This is a genomic window from Exiguobacterium sp. UBA6282 (assembly GCF_002440475.1).
GTDB lineage: Bacteria > Bacillota > Bacilli > Exiguobacteriales > Exiguobacteriaceae > Exiguobacterium_A.
Map to the genome: position 1 here is coordinate 55,407 of NZ_DJUM01000031.1, position 15,144 is coordinate 70,550.

Annotated in this window: 16 protein-coding genes; 5 read left to right on the forward strand and 11 right to left on the reverse strand. The window is 45.5% G+C overall.

Features of this window, described 5'->3' with window-relative positions; all coding sequences use genetic code 11:
- The 3 genes from B2751_RS09640 to B2751_RS09650 form a co-directional block, all read left to right on the forward strand.
- Positions 1-255, forward strand: a 255-nt coding sequence (locus B2751_RS09640; protein ID WP_290774474.1) for a nitric oxide synthase oxygenase, incomplete at its 5' end; no start/stop codon positions are given.
- Entirely contained in the window at positions 252-698 is a 447-nt protein-coding gene (locus B2751_RS09645; RefSeq protein WP_035411156.1) for an NUDIX hydrolase, read from the forward strand. The genes B2751_RS09640 and B2751_RS09645, both read left to right, overlap by 4 nt.
- 66 nt (positions 699-764) lie before the next feature.
- The gene (locus tag B2751_RS09650; RefSeq protein ID WP_290774476.1) at positions 765-1,448 is read left to right on the forward strand and encodes a hypothetical protein; all 684 of its coding nucleotides are present in this window, start codon (positions 765-767) and stop codon (positions 1,446-1,448) included.
- A 94-nt stretch (positions 1,449-1,542) separates the two neighbouring features.
- On the opposite strand, the gene B2751_RS09655 is transcribed toward B2751_RS09650, so the two are convergent.
- From B2751_RS09655 to B2751_RS09680, 6 genes are all read right to left on the reverse strand, one after another.
- Positions 1,543-2,325, reverse strand: a complete 783-nt coding sequence (locus B2751_RS09655) for a GNAT family N-acetyltransferase (RefSeq protein WP_290774478.1) — start codon at positions 2,323-2,325, stop codon at positions 1,543-1,545.
- 90 nt (positions 2,326-2,415) lie between these two features.
- On the reverse strand, positions 2,416-3,801 hold the full coding sequence (locus B2751_RS09660) for an amino acid permease (RefSeq protein ID WP_035411158.1): 1,386 nt from the start codon (positions 3,799-3,801) through the stop codon (positions 2,416-2,418).
- Positions 3,802-4,018: 217 nt separating this feature from the next.
- Entirely contained in the window at positions 4,019-5,842 is a 1,824-nt protein-coding gene (locus tag B2751_RS09665) for a mechanosensitive ion channel (protein ID WP_035411161.1), read from the reverse strand.
- Between the two features lie 217 nt (positions 5,843-6,059).
- Positions 6,060-7,916 (reverse strand): ABC transporter ATP-binding protein, encoded by a 1,857-nt coding sequence (locus B2751_RS09670; RefSeq protein ID WP_035411164.1) that lies wholly within the window; start codon positions 7,914-7,916, stop codon positions 6,060-6,062.
- The gene (locus B2751_RS09675; protein ID WP_290774482.1) at positions 7,913-9,637 is read right to left on the reverse strand and encodes an ABC transporter ATP-binding protein; all 1,725 of its coding nucleotides are present in this window, start codon (positions 9,635-9,637) and stop codon (positions 7,913-7,915) included. The genes B2751_RS09670 and B2751_RS09675 overlap by 4 nt, the downstream gene beginning before the upstream one ends.
- Entirely contained in the window at positions 9,630-10,115 is a 486-nt protein-coding gene (locus B2751_RS09680; RefSeq protein WP_290774484.1) for a MarR family winged helix-turn-helix transcriptional regulator, read from the reverse strand. Before B2751_RS09680 ends, B2751_RS09675 begins: the two co-directional genes overlap by 8 nt.
- Positions 10,116-10,270: 155 nt before the next feature.
- Between B2751_RS09680 and B2751_RS09685 the strand changes: the two genes are divergently transcribed.
- Entirely contained in the window at positions 10,271-10,612 is a 342-nt protein-coding gene (locus B2751_RS09685; protein WP_035411172.1) for an ASCH domain-containing protein, read from the forward strand.
- Between the two features lie 44 nt (positions 10,613-10,656).
- On the opposite strand, the gene B2751_RS09690 is transcribed toward B2751_RS09685, so the two are convergent.
- On the reverse strand, positions 10,657-11,526 hold the full coding sequence (locus B2751_RS09690) for a cation diffusion facilitator family transporter (RefSeq protein ID WP_035411174.1): 870 nt from the start codon (positions 11,524-11,526) through the stop codon (positions 10,657-10,659).
- 298 nt (positions 11,527-11,824) lie between these two features.
- On the opposite strand from B2751_RS09690, the gene B2751_RS09695 reads away from it, so the two are divergent.
- Positions 11,825-12,148: a thioredoxin family protein gene (locus B2751_RS09695; protein WP_023466923.1), complete on the forward strand. Its 324-nt coding sequence runs from the start codon at positions 11,825-11,827 to the stop codon at positions 12,146-12,148.
- Between the two features lie 411 nt (positions 12,149-12,559).
- Here B2751_RS09695 and B2751_RS09700 read toward each other — a convergent pair whose 3' ends face one another.
- The 4 genes from B2751_RS09700 to B2751_RS09715 all read right to left on the reverse strand — a co-directional run bounded on the left by B2751_RS09700 (position 12,560) and on the right by B2751_RS09715 (position 14,915).
- On the reverse strand, positions 12,560-12,856 hold the full coding sequence (locus tag B2751_RS09700; RefSeq protein ID WP_290774488.1) for an excalibur calcium-binding domain-containing protein: 297 nt from the start codon (positions 12,854-12,856) through the stop codon (positions 12,560-12,562).
- Between the two features lie 114 nt (positions 12,857-12,970).
- Positions 12,971-13,825, reverse strand: coding sequence for a DUF3298 and DUF4163 domain-containing protein (locus B2751_RS09705; RefSeq protein ID WP_290774489.1), 855 nt, complete (start codon positions 13,823-13,825; stop codon positions 12,971-12,973).
- A complete protein-coding gene (locus B2751_RS09710; protein WP_290774490.1) occupies positions 13,809-14,327 on the reverse strand; it encodes an RNA polymerase sigma factor in 519 nt (172 codons plus the stop codon). Before B2751_RS09710 ends, B2751_RS09705 begins: the two co-directional genes overlap by 17 nt.
- Before the next feature lie 114 nt (positions 14,328-14,441).
- On the reverse strand, positions 14,442-14,915 hold the full coding sequence (locus tag B2751_RS09715) for a hypothetical protein (RefSeq protein WP_290774492.1): 474 nt from the start codon (positions 14,913-14,915) through the stop codon (positions 14,442-14,444).
- Positions 14,916-15,144 lie beyond the last annotated feature (229 nt).

Below are 15,144 nucleotides of genomic sequence, written 5' to 3' on the forward strand. Positions count from 1 at the left end.
GAACGCGCTGGTGTTACGATCGTCGATCACCATACCGCTGCGAAACAGTTCGCTCGTTTCGAAAAAAATGAAGCGGCATGCGGTCGTGATGTCACCGGGGAATGGTCCTGGCTCGTACCACCGATGAGTGGTGCAACGACGCATATGTTCCATAAAGATTACGACCCAGAAATCAAACGACCGAACTTCTTTCCAAAACCAACACAGACAGCGCCTGTGACGGGTTGTCCGTTTCACCAAGGAGTATTGAAATGAATTATGTCGAACAGTTACGTCGAAAAATCGGTCACGATCCGGTCATTCTCGTCGGTTCCGTTGTCCTCGTCGTGCAACATGAACACATTCTGCTGGAACAACGGAACGAAGCACAAGCTCGCTTCGGTTTGCCAGGTGGATTAATGGAATGGGCGGAATCACCGGAAGAGACCGCTCGTCGGGAACTCCTCGAAGAGACTGGACTGGAAGTCGAACGATTGACGTTACTCGATGTCTACTCCGGTCCGCAATACGTGACGACCTTAGCGAACGGAGACGTCTTTCAAAGCGTCACTCTCGCCTATATCGGTGAACATCCGATCGGAACGTTAAAGCAAAGTGACGAAAGCATCAAACTTCAGTTCGTTTCGCTAGACGACTTACCCGATCATTTGGTCGGTTCTCACGCTCGAATGATTGAAGACTACAAAAAACGCCGTTAAAGGATAGCGGCGTTTTTTCATTTGTTATAAAATGGAATAAATTCATTTTTAGAAAGGAGCTTTCAGATGAAACCACTTGTAATTGCTGGAATGTCCATACTCCTCAGTCTTTCATTAATCTCATCGACAGAAGCTGCTGCTCCTAAATCTGTCAAACAGACGTATACGATTGTCGATGCAAAAAACAAAAAGTATACTGTATCTGTTCAATCTAAAGCAGCATCCTGCCGAAAAGCGACAGTAGACGACTTTTGGTGGGTGAAAGGAAAGGATTCGTTATGCACTGGGAAGTTTTCTCTGTACGTAAATAACAAGTCGACAGCTTACCACTATACATTCTCGAAGGATTTTCCGTATGTGATTGCTACTCACGATTTTCGTACGAGCGGGAAATTGAAAAATGTATCCGGTAATCCGACTGTCTTTTCACTTTCTTTCCGAGAAACACCTTCTTACATGAGTTTAACTACATTCTCGATTCAAAACGGAAAATTAATTCGTCATCCAGGAACATTCATGTCTTACGGTATGCGACCTAAGATGAAAAGTGACTTGTTACAAGTTCCAATCTACTCGAATGCTGGAGACAAAGTCGGCTTTTTGTTCCAAGATAAAAAATTATCTAAAGGAAAATGGGTAAAAGGCAAAGAACACTCATTCTTATCCTCAAGTTTTAATAGCAAAACATATAAAAAAGGAGTTCAAGAATGGAACGCCTATAGCTCTAAGACGAATTACTTTGTAAAGTGACACTTACCTAAGTAAATAAAACCCTTATATTTTTGTATCTTAAAGTAGCATACATAAAAATTTAAGGGTTTTTGTATTTAAAATCATTCCCTTCTTATTTTAGTGACTGACGCATGATGTATTGCTTCAAATCCCGTTGTATCCATCCTTCAGCACGTAATGCTTCCCACACTTGTACATCTGTCGATTGATAATGATAGGTCGTTCCCGGTAAATGGCGGACGATTTCTGTCGCATGCCTTGCTTTATGTTCTGCTGGACCGACGACCGATAATAAAGCAGCCTCCGCTACAGCGACGACACTTTCCTCGAGTTGATAATAATTTGCCTGCAAGCGTTGCATGACATGTGGATCTTGTTGCCAGATGTATTCTCCTTGTCCACGATACTGTTTTAAGAACTCTGTTTCTTCGATCGCTGGCAAAGCGGATTTTTGATGTTCATCGGTTAAATGAAAATATCCAATTTCTCCAACAATCTTGTAGTGAAGTGATTGATACAATCGAATCGCCGGATCGTTCCCTTGAATGACTTCAAGCATCAGTTCATCCATTCCGATTTCCTTAGCGTGGCTCAGTTGCGCTTGGTACAAGGCTTTTGCAATACCAAGTCGTCGATACTGCGGTGAAATGCCCAGCCCTCCACATCGCATGATGCGTTGACCATCGATTTCCTTCCAACCGTTCAGCCAAAGACCAACCGGTTTTTCTCCATGATAGGCAATAAACGAATGTTCCAACTGGTTTCCGTCTCGCTCGAGAATTCGCTTCTGAAACTCTGCTTCTGATAAGTGCAGCGGAATCAGATAATCTTGAAATCCATCCTGCATCGTTTGATATGCTGTTTTTAAGTCAGGCGCGCGTTGAATATGAATCATCGAAAAACCTCCTTTTCCACTGAGCAGTTTCGCTATCTTTCTTACGATTTCCTGCACACAAAAACACCCTTGTCGCCAAGGGTGCCCTACTTATTGAATTTTAGAACGGCTACGTCCGTAACCAAAGTAAACAAGCAGTCCGATTGCTGTCCAAACGAAGAAGGCAATCCATGTGAATTTCTGTAAGTTGACCATCAACATGATACAAGCGAGGACTGATAGAATCGGTAAGACTGGTACGAACGGAACTTTAAAGGCACGCTTCAAATCAGGACGCGTCCGGCGCAGAATGATGACTGCGATTGAGATGAGCGCGAATGCTGCTAGTGTTCCGATGTTGATCAATTCAGCAAGTGTACCGAGTGGCACGAATCCAGCAATCAAACCAGCGATTGTTCCGAGAATCCATGTCGCTTTGACCGGTGTGTGTGATTTTTCATTAACATCCGAGAAGACTTTCGGTAAAAGTCCGTCACGGCTCATCGCGAACAAGAGACGAATAAGACCAAATGTCATAACGAGGATGACCGTCGTCATACCAACGATGGCACCCAAGTCAACAAATCCAGCAACCCAGTCTTGACCTGCGACTTTTAACGCAAGCGATACGGGACTATCGACACCCTCGAACTGTTTGAATGGAACGATTCCGACCATGATAGCCGAAACGACGACGTATAGAACGGTAACGATCGCAAGCGATCCCAAGATTCCGATTGGTAAGTTACGTCCTGGGTTTTTGACTTCTTCTGCCGCTGATGTAACCGCATCGAACCCAAGGTACGCAAAGAAGGCAATCGCCGAAGCTTGTAAGATCCCACTCATACCAAACGGAGCAAATGGTTTATAGTTGCCTGGTTCGACATACCAAATCCCGACGACGATGAAAAGAACAACGACGGCAACTTTGACGAGTACCATGACATTGTTGACGCGTTTTGTTTCTTTAATGCCAAGCGAAAGCAAGAGCGTGATGACCATTAAAATCAAGAATGCCGGTAAGTTAAAGAATGTCTCGCTTCCCGGTACAGCTCCTGGTGCAGCTGTTAAAGCCGTCGGTAAATGGACGCCGAAACCTGCTAAGAGCGACTGGAAATATCCTGACCAGCCAGTTGCAACGGCACTTGAAGCGAGTCCATATTCTAAGATCAAACACCACCCGATGATCCAGGCGACAAGTTCCCCGATCGTTGCGTATGTATACGTATATACACTACCTGAAACAGGAATCATCGACGAGAATTCAGCATAACAAAGGGCTGCGAGTGCACAGACGACTGCAGAAATAATGAATGAGATCGGTAAAGCTGGTCCAGCATAAAGAGCACCCGTTCCTGTTAGAACGAAAATTCCGGTTCCGATGATGGCACCGATTCCAAGTAAAATAAGGTCAAACCCTGATAAATGACGTGCCAGTTTGGAATGTTGTTTCATATCCATCATTACACTGACATCTTTCTTGCGAAGCAAACTCATGTTTCATCCTCCGAACTTTTCTCTTTTTTCTGAATATTCAAATCATTGAGGTAATTGACTTTCTAATCATAACAAACGATGTCAGGTTCGATAAGTCTTTTTTTCTGTATTTTTTCACAAAGTGGTCAAACCACTTTTGTGAAAATACGACAACGCTTTGATGCATCAACGCAAAAACGCCCTTTCCCCTAAAGTTAGAGGAAAGGGCGTACTCTCATTACGGACGATCATTAGGGTGATCGAGGTTTGGACGATTGTTAGGATGATCGAGGTTTGGCCCTTTATGATCATTTGGGTCAATCGGATAATCATCTTGTTGTGCTAAATCATTTTCTGGCAACGCACCTTTTGGTGTACCATGTGTCGTTTCATCTGTTGAAGATGAACGCGCTGAACGTGGTGCACGATCTGGTGTGACATCATCCGCTGCTTGTGACGCAGCACCTTTTGCTGCATCTTTCAAACTTGGTGAAGAAGAAGTCGATGCAGACTTACTTGGAAGATTCGATGTATCGACTTCCGTGTTCTCTGCTTTCTTTTGCAAACGATCGAGGTAACGCGATGCATTATCACGTCCACCGAGACCAAAGGCAAGACCGAAAGCAAGCGCAAGTGCTCCAAGGATCAAGATGAAGGCTGAGTTGACGATTGTATCCGCAACACCCAATTGATCAAGTGCCATGAAGACAGCAAGTGCAAGAATCGCATACTTCGCAACGATTGAGAGGACTTTCAGTTCAGAGTTACCGAACAGGCTGTCCATCGTACGTTTGACAAGGTTGCTGACGATGATACCGATCGCGAGAATGATGATCGCTGTCAAGACGCTTGGCAAGAAAGCAAGGACGGCACGACCGAGGTCGACCATGAAATCAAGACCAATCAAATTGAAGGCTTCGACGACGAAGAGAACGACGATGACGATCTCAACGAGTGCACCAACGATGGAAGCTGGTGATGTAGACGCTTGATTCGCATCCCACGTCCCGATTTTCAAGTGACGTGTTAGATTGTTGAATCCAAGACGTGACAGGAGATCCGTAACGAATTTCTTGATGAAACGTCCGACATAAAGACCGACAAGAATCAGAACGACACCGACAATGATATTCGGAATCATACCTAGGACATCGTTCAACATGTTGATCGCTGGTCCTGTAATTCCTTTAATATTTAATTGATCAAGTGCTGAAATCGTGATTGGAATCAGAATCAAGATGAAGACGACTGTTCCAAGAATCGACGACAGTGATTTCGAATCTTTTTGATCATTTGACCCAAGATTGAAGCGAGATGCAAATTTATCCGTTCCAACAGCATGAAGGAAATTCGTCACGATATCGCGGACGATTTTCGCTACGAGGAAGCCAACGAAGAAGATGGCTGCCGCAGCAATCAAGCGTGGAATGAATCCAAGGAATGACGATAACAATTGGCTAAACGGTTGTGAGACACTCTCAATGTTCAACGCACCAAGTACACCTGGTAGGAACAGAAGCAAGACGAGGTAGAAGACGATCTCCCCTGCGATTTTTGGATAAGCTGAAAGATCTGTCTGACCTTGAAGCATCTTGTTCGAACGTACTTTGTCGTTCGCCATCAGCTTCGTACCTGCTTTGACGATGATCATGCGGAGAACGACCGCGATGACATATGCCAAGAGGAGGATGAGGGCTGCTTTCAGGATATTTGGGATTGCCGCGAGCAATGTACTCATCGTATCCGCAAGTGGTCCCGCAATGATGTTCAGATTAAGGATATTGAAGACCAAGATTAGGACGAAGACCATGAGAACCCAAAAGACGACAGTCCCGATAATTTTTTCAGGTGTCCACTTTTTCTTCTTTGGTGGCGCTCCTTCTTTTTGAGGCGATAACTTGTTGACGACTCCAGATTTCTCTAACGCTTTTTGAATCCCGTTCGCAATCAGCTTAGCAATGAGCCATCCAATTAAAAAGACGATGATCGCTCCAAGCAAGTTGCCGAGTGATCCGAGAATGCCGTTCAAGTTCAACGACGTTCCGTTCCAAATGTTATTCATCTTTTCACACTCCTTCACCTAAGATAAAATTATATATTTCTAACACTTCTTTAATTTCCCCAGCTAAAGGATTTGTTAAACCCTTACCTGTACCAGAATGTGGCGTTTCTTGTTTTTCCTACAAGAAATTGGATAACTACGGTATGTGAAAATACACATTTACAATAATCGTTTCTAAAAAAAAGCAGCATCGTCTACATGACGACACTGCCTTATATCATACGACTTCTTTTTCAGAGAATTGGCTGTTGTACAGATCCGCATAAAATCCATCTGCCTCGAGTAATTCCTTATGAGTACCTTGTTCGATGACACGCCCTTGATTCATGACGAGAATCAAATCAGCATCTTTGATCGTCGACAGACGGTGAGCAATGACGAAACTCGTCCGTCCTTCCATCAACCGTCGCATTGCTTGCTGGATGAAGACCTCCGTCCGTGTATCCACACTAGAAGTCGCTTCATCAAGGATCATGATCGGAGGATCGGCAAGAACTGCCCGAGCAATCGTCAACAATTGTTTCTGACCTTGCGAGATGTTCGAAGCTTCCTCATTCAAGACGGTATCATACCCGTCCGGCAATGTCCGGATGAAATGATCAGCATGTGCGGTCTTCGCTGCCGCGACAATCTCTTCTTCGGTTGCTCCATTTTTACCGTAAGCAAGATTGTCTCGGATCGTACCGTTGAAGAGCCACGTATCTTGTAAGACCATACCGAACGTCGTCCGTAAGTCTTCGCGTGACATCTCACGGGTATCGATACCGTCAATTCGAATCGTCCCGCCGTTTAATTCATAAAAGCGCATCAATAGATTGATCATCGTCGTCTTACCGGCACCCGTCGGTCCAACGATCGCGACGGTTTGTCCCGGTGCGACATCAATGTTCATATCCTCGATCAAGAGATCGTTTCCGTAACCAAAATCAACGTGTTCGAATGCAACGGCTCCTTCAGCCTGCGCAAGACGATGCGTCGTCACTTCCTTGATCTCTTCTTCTTCGTCCAGTAATTCGAAGACACGTTCCGCTGCTGCGACCGTCGATTGGACGATGTTCGCGATGTTCGCCGTTTGTGTGATTGGTTGCGTGAACTGGCGTGTATAGGTGATGAACGCTTGGATATCCCCGATCGAGATCGCCCGTTGCGTGACGAGAATCCCGCCGACGATACTGATCAGAACGTAACTGATATTCCCGATGAACATCATCATCGGCATGATGATCCCGGAGATGAACTGTGCTTTACGTCCTGCTTCATACAACTCCTCGTTGACGGCATCGAACTGCTCGACCGCTTTGCGTTCATGTCCGAACGCCTTGACGACAGAGTGTCCGGTATACATCTCTTCGACGTGTCCGTTCAACTGACCGAGTGTCCGTTGTTGATCGGCAAAGTATTTTTGGGATCGTTTCAAAATCGGACGAATCGCAAAAATCGAGACCGGCAACGAGACAAGTGAAATCAGTGTTAACAATGGACTAATCGTCAGCATCATGATTAAAATCCCGACGATTGTCACGATCGACGTGATGAATGAAGTCACACTTTGTTGTAACGTACTCCCGATCGTATCGATGTCGTTCGTCACACGGCTTAGTGTCTCCCCGTTCGGACGACCATCATAGTATTTTAATGGCAAGCGTTCGAGTTTATGATTGACGTCCTCACGTAAATCGTAGACTGTTTTTTGAGCGATGCCCGACATCAAATACTGTTGCAAGTAATTGAACAGACTACTGATGATATACAGTCCAGCGAGCCACAAGAGGATCTGTCCGATTTTCGTGAAATCAATTTCTGCTCCTGGTACACCTTGGAATTTCGCATACGCACCTTCAAACAATTCCGTGATCGCCGTTCCCATGATTTTCGGACCGGCAATCATGAAGACTGTACTGAGGATCGCTGCTAAAAAGACACCGATCAGTGCCGTCCGACGCGGACGCAGATACCGAAGCAGGCGTCGGAACGTTGCTTTGAAATCCTTTGGTTTTTCACCAAGCATCATCATATTTCCGCCACCGGGACCACCAGGCGGAGGACCGCCGGCAGGTCGTTTCTTCTCACTCATGCGATTTCCTCCTCTGATAGTTGTGACTTAACGATTTCCTGATAGACGGCGTTGCTCGCAAACAACTCGTCGTGCGTGCCGATTCCAGCGACTTTCCCTTCATCAAGGACGATGATTTGATCGGCATCGATGACGGTACTGACACGTTGAGCAACGATCAAGACCGTCGCTTCGCGTGTTTCTTCCCGTAACGCTTTCCGAAGAGCCGCATCGGTCTTGAAGTCGAGCGCTGAAAAACTGTCATCAAAGACATATAGATCTGGTCGACGAACGAGGGCCCGAGCAATCGACAACCGTTGTTTTTGCCCACCAGAGACGTTCGATCCGCCTTGTTCGATCCGCGCATTGTAACCATCCGGCATCCGTTCGATAAAGTCCGTCGCTTGCGCGATGTGCGCTGCATGCGCGACCTCTTCATCTATCGCGTCCTCTTTCCCGAAACGAATGTTTTCGGCAATCGTACCTGTGAACAGTAACGCCTTTTGGGGAACGAAGCCGATTTTCGACCGCAGTTCCTCTTGCGGTACGTCCTGGCTATTAACGCCATTGACGCGAATGCTCCCTTCCGTTACGTCATAAAAACGGGGAATCAAATTGACGAGCGTTGATTTACCAGAACCGGTCCCACCGATCACAGCCGTCACTTCACCTGGTCGTGCCGTAAAACTAATATCGGATAAAACGGGTGTCTCAGCTCCTGGGTAACGGAACGTGACACGATCAAAGACGAGCGTTCCTTTTTCACGGTCAGCGGTTTGTGTTCCCTCATCTGTCATTGTTGGTGTCATCTCGAGGACTTCATTGATCCGTTTCGCCGAGACGGCTGCCCGCGGAATCATGACGAACATGACTGAAGCCATGACGAGAGCGAACATGATTTGCATGACGTACTGGATGAACGCCATCAAATCCCCGATCTGCATGCCGCCATTATCGATCCGGATTCCCCCGAACCAAATGACACCGACGACCGTCAAGTTCATGACGAGCATCATCACTGGCATCAAGAACGCCATGATTTTATTGACCTTGATCGAGACTTCTGTCAAATCCGCGTTCGCTTTTGTCAATCGCACTTGTTCATCACGTTCCCGGTTAAAGCCACGGATGACACGGATCCCGGTCAAGTTCTCCCGCAAGACGAGGTTCAGACGGTCGAGTCGCTTTTGAACTTTCCCAAACAACGGAACCCCTTTCCACAAAATCAACAGGATTGAAATCACAAGGACCGGCATCGCCGCGACGATGACGAGTGAGAGTTTGGCATCTTTTGAGACGGCCATGATCAATCCACCGATGAACATGATCGGTGCACTGACGACCATCCGTAACATCATGATGACGACTTGTTGGACTTGCGTGATGTCGTTCGTCGTCCGCGTGATCAATGACGCCGTTCCGACTTGGTCGAACTCTTGCAGGGAAAATCGTTCAACATGGTTGAAGACTTGGCGACGGATATCCCGTCCGAGTCCCATTGATGCCTTCGACGAATAATAACTAGCGGCAACGGCAGCTAACGCTCCGATGCCGGTAATTCCGAGCATGACGGCACCAATTTTCCAAATGTAGGCGGTATCGCCGGTGACGACTCCTTTATCAATGATGTCTGCCATCAGTGTCGGCAAATAGAGATCAGACATTGATTGTGCGAAAACCAAGACGAGCACCGCGAGTACTGCCCATTTATACACCGTCAATCGTTTGAGTAACTTAATCATCCGAGCATCCTCCTTTCATTTCTGGCTGTAAGATACGTCCGATGCCTTCTGCAATCTGAGCATGCGTCGCAAGCATCTGTTCGAATACCTTTTGATCAATCGTCTCTAGAACCTGTTCGAGTTGACGTTGCATCCCCTTCTCTTGTTCTTGAATCTCCGTCACGAATTGTTGTCCCTGATCACTAAGCGATAGGACGACTTCTCGTCGATTTTCAGGATTCGTCTCCCGAATGACCCAACCGGACTGAACGAGGCCCTCAATCGACTGACTCAGTGTGCTCTTTGGTAAATGCGTATGTGTCGCGAGTGCTTTTTGCGAGATCGGTCCACGTGGCGCAATCGTCATCAAGCTATGAAATTGCGGTAAACTGAGTCCGTTTTCCTGCGCCGTCTGGTGTGCTGCTCGAACGAGATGTCGTTGTACATTCCAAAACGACTGCATCATCGCCGTTGAACGAACCGTTTCCGTTTGCTCCATCCTGTTTCGCCTCCTTGTTCCATTTCAAATCGTTCCAAAAGGAACAATTACTTATATGAATTAAAATACGCTGATTATTCCTGGTTGTCAACGAAAAGGCGATGTGAAAAATCACATAGTTTTGCTATGCTTTTGTAGAGAAGGAGTGGAGATAGATGAGACATGAGATGGGATTATATGAAGTACCGTTTCGTTCGATTGAACAACGGCTGAAAACGGTCGAAATTCGACTCAATGATCTGAAACGCCAACAAGTACAAGTCGGTGATCAGATTCAGTTCACGCATACGGAGACGAACGAGACGCTACTCGTCCAGGTGACGAAACGGGAGACATTTCAAGATTTTCAAGCACTGTATGAACACGTATCACAGGAATCCATCGACTGCGTCGGTTGGTCGATCGATGAACTCGTAACATCTACGTATACGATCTATTCACCAGAAGCCGAGCAACAGTACGGAGCACTAGCTCTTCATATCGAGTTATTGCCATAAAAAACGTCTTTTCTACAGTCAGCGTAGAAAAGACGTTTTTGAATTCATTCGGGTTCGACGTGAACATGGATATCATAAACTCCGTATTCTTCCGTCAGCGTATCCTCAACACGTGTCGCAATATCGTGCGCTTGATGGATATTCAAGGTGGAGTTGACGAGGATGACGACATCAACGACTTCATTGTTGCCGTAGTTACGTCCTTTGATCGATTTGATGCCTTTGACACCTTCGAGATCGAAAATGACATCTTCGTACATCTTCAGTTTCTTCTCATCAAAGCCATCTGTCAGTTCGTGTGACGCTTCCGTGAAGATATCCCACGCCGTCTTACAGATCAAGAAGCCGACGATGATCGCTGTCACGACATCAAGCCAGGGCATGCCGAACTGTGATCCGACGATCCCGATTGTCGTCCCGACACTGACCCAAGCATCGGATAGATTATCTTTCGCTGCCGCCATGACGGCTTTGCTTTCAATCTCCTCGGATAACTTCTTATTGTAACGATAGACGAAGTACATCACGAGAGCTGAACTAATTCCGACGTACGCTGCAAGAACATCAGGCGATTCCTGCTTGCCTTCGAATAACGTCGAGATCGTATCGATCAAGACTTGAAGACCGACTGCCATCATGATGAAGGAAGCTACGAGCGAGGCAATCGTCTCACTTTTCCAGTGTCCGTACTTGTGATCGTCATCTGCAGGACGTTGTGAGATCCGTAAGCCGATTAAGACGGCAATCGACGCGATGATGTCCGTCGCGTTGTTCAAACCGTCCGCCCGGAGTGCGGCGGAATCTGCTGTATAACCAATGATTAATTTTAAAGATGATAACAAGATATAGGCTGCAATACTGATCATCGCACCGCGTTCGCCGCGTTTTAGATTATCGTATTTTTGTTGTTCCATTCTCGTCGCCCCACTTTCTCTGCGATTAGCAAACCTCATCGTACCAGTCGGAAATCGAGTGTGTCTAGAGAAATCATTTTGTTTTGAACTAGGTAATTAACAAATACGCAATAATGTTTCCCTATACCAAATTGAATTCGATTACGTCATGTAGCTATTTTAAAGAAAATAGGTAGCATTATCTTAAAGAGCAACCAACTTTTTTGACTTGTCAGACTCTTTGACGAACATAATTCGTGCAAGTTCTGAAGGGAATCGGTAGACTAAAGATACAACACCAAGAGGAGGAGTTCTCACAATGGCAGAATTCATTAAGAGTGAAGAAACATTCAAGGAATTGATTTCAAGTGATGCACCGGTCATCATCAAGTTCGAAGCAGACTGGTGCCCCGACTGTAAACGGATGGATTACTTCATGCCGGACGTCGAGTCACAATTCGACCACTTACCAATCCATACGATCGACAAGGATGAGTTCCCTGAAATCGCATCGAACCACGATGTCATGGGGATCCCAAGCTTACTCGTCTTCAAAAACAATGAAAAACTGGCACATTTGCATAGTGCAAATGCGAAAACACCAGAAGAAGTTACAGCATTCCTAAAGCAAAACTTCAACTAAGCAAAAATAACCTGACGCCGCAGCGTCAGGTTATTTTTTATGTACCGATCTGATTTGGAGTGCTACTTCAATCCTTCTCAGCTTTTCTTAAAAAAGATGCGAGTGAACAGATTCGTAATCGTTCCAGCTATCGCTGCTTCGATCAGAGCGACGACCACAATCGATAAAATATCCTGCATACCTAGAGTTCCTAAGAAATTAATGAGATTCAGAATGAAAAAAAGAATAAAGAAAATCAGATAATCTCGTTTTCGCATCGTAGTCCTCCTACTCAATACGTCTTTGTCGTCTTTCATCGCTATAACACTACCATACATCAGGATTTTCCAAGGATTACATAATTGAAAGGAACAACGAACATCTACAAAAAAGTAGTCTTTCTCCTGCTCGAGAAAGACTACTTTTTCTTATTTAACGTTCACACGCAATACCGTCTTTATCCCGGTCACTCTTCGTGTTTAAGTTATACGTCGCAAGACTCACGTATGCCTTATATTTTGTTGCTTTGTAGATTGGTTTTCCATTCTTGTCATAACCCGTTCGATTCTTTAGCCCCGCTTTTTTCGCGACGCCACCTTTATAGGTCTTCTGCATTTCCGTACAGTTCTTAAAGGCTTTGGCTTTCGTCGCCGCTTCACTAGCTGCCGGAACATGGATCAAGGTGAGACTAACAACACCCGCGAGTATAAGCCGACTCCATTTTTTCATAGGGATTCCTCCTTTTTTCAAAAAACAACGATTCGTCTTTTGATTATAAGAGGTCATTTTTAGAAATTGTTCCCTTTTTTCATTTTTACGTCAATGATTTTTAAAATCTGACAATCAACGAATATAGGATGAGCTGACGAGGTCGTCTTTTAAGATTGAAGTCGGGATCTTAAATTCAACGATGCCCATATATCCTGGAGCGATGCTGTATTCATCAAACGACAGGACTAATTTGTGGTCTGTTGTAATATAGAAATTTTGCTTCGCGGAAATGCGCTTGAACTGTTCGCTCTCCGGTACATCTGGTGTTCCTTCGACAAAGTAGACTTTCCCTTCATCTGCCTTCATTTGCCGCCGCATCTCTTCCTTTAGATAATCACTGATCGTCGTGATATATCTGTCATTCTTGAACAAGGATGGTAACGTCAGGACAAGCTGTTGCTTCTTATCAATCGTATCGTACTGGACACTTTCCGCTGCACTCGCTCGTGTTTCGGTGACGGTTCGCCCGATCGACAACAAGTCATCTGTATCCGTCTTGACGTCGTAGCGGCTATCGACGGCAAATGCTCCTTCCTGTCCGTGCGTCTCTTGTTTGAACTTTTCATATAACGCTTGTCCTTCCGCGATATACTTTTCATTCAGCTGTTGCTCGAGCGCTTTGTCCGGTAACGTCACTTGGGGTGCTTTAATATCAGCCGACTGTTGTGTTTTCATCTCTTTCCAGTCGATCGTCACGATCTCAGTCAGTTGACCGAAGACCGGCACCTTCGCCATCGCGTCCGCAAATGATGTATTGCTATTTAATCCACCGACGAATAACGTGATGGCGGCCGCTGTAATCAACACGGATTGCTTCGTCCGCGAAGGACGAGTTCGACGCTCGACTCGGGCAATCATTTCATCGAGTTCTTTTGGGACCGGTGGTTGTTGGTAAGCCTGTTTCAGATCATCAAGTTTGTTTGACATCTAGATCATCTCCATTCAATTTCATTTTCAGTAAGGTCAACCCTTTATAGAGGCGAGACTTGGTCGTACTTAGATTCAGCTCTAAAATCGTCGCGACGTCTTTTAAGATCAAATCCTCGAAGTAGTGTAAGATAACGACTTCCCGGTACATGATCGGGAGCTCCTCGAGCGCCTGTCGCAAATCGGCATCCGGATATGTATCTTCTTTCGTTGCAACGAGTTCAATCAATCGATCCGTATCGTAACTGACGCTATGCTGCCGCTTCCGAATTGCATCGATCGCTGTTCGTGACAAAATCTGATAGAACCAGGCTTTCATCCGTTCATCATCCTCGAGTCGGTCGAGTGATTGTAACGCTTTTTGGATGCTGTCCTGAATGACATCCAGACTATCCTGTTCATTTTTCATATAACTGTAGGCTAACCAGTAGAGATTCGGTTTGTATTGCTTTAAAAAACGGACGAATGCTTTTTCCCGTTTTCTGATTTGGCGAGAGGTCATAGGCCGCGGCTCCTTTTTTCGATATCGTTCTGTGTATACATCATTAAGACGGGCGAGTCGAGAAAAAAGTTGACGACACAACAAAAAAAGGCGACACAAGGTCACCTTTTTGAATCAATAATTTAAATGCCGTGATGCATCATTCCAGACTTTTACGTGAAGCGTGATCAAGGCAATACCGTACAGAACACTCATGTATAACGAAAACTCACCAAACAGAACATCCGTCCAGGCATTTAATCCAAACAATGGGATGACGAACAGGAAATAGAATATGAACTGAACACTCGCAAGCCCATCAAACCAAATCGTCTCAGAAAACGCGCCTTCAAGTAACGAAACACCGTAAATGAATAACGCCGCAACGAGACCAATCCGGATATACCAGACCATAAGTCGAAGCGCTTTATCTTCTTTGATATAGAATAGAGACCCGACTAAACCAATAAGCCAGACAACGGAGGCAATGCTTTGCCATCCGTTAATCGTTCCGTCCGGATGGAGCATGGCGGACCATCCGTTAATTCCGATCATGACAAGTAAACCTAAAATAAAGATGAACCGATACGGTAAGTCCCTCTGACGCATGACGTTTCCTCCCCTGAAAACGAATAGATGTCACTTCTACACTTTACATTCCATATGATGGGTTTTAATCCTTTTTCTTTTACACATTTTTTCACCCGATCTCTATTGATTTTTTTATCTAATCCGGGCAAAAGGGGCTGACTCAAAAGTCAGTCTCTACAAAGATAAGGGTGGCAGAATGATAATCTGCCACCCTTATCTTTTAACAAAAAGAATGACGCGTCACACG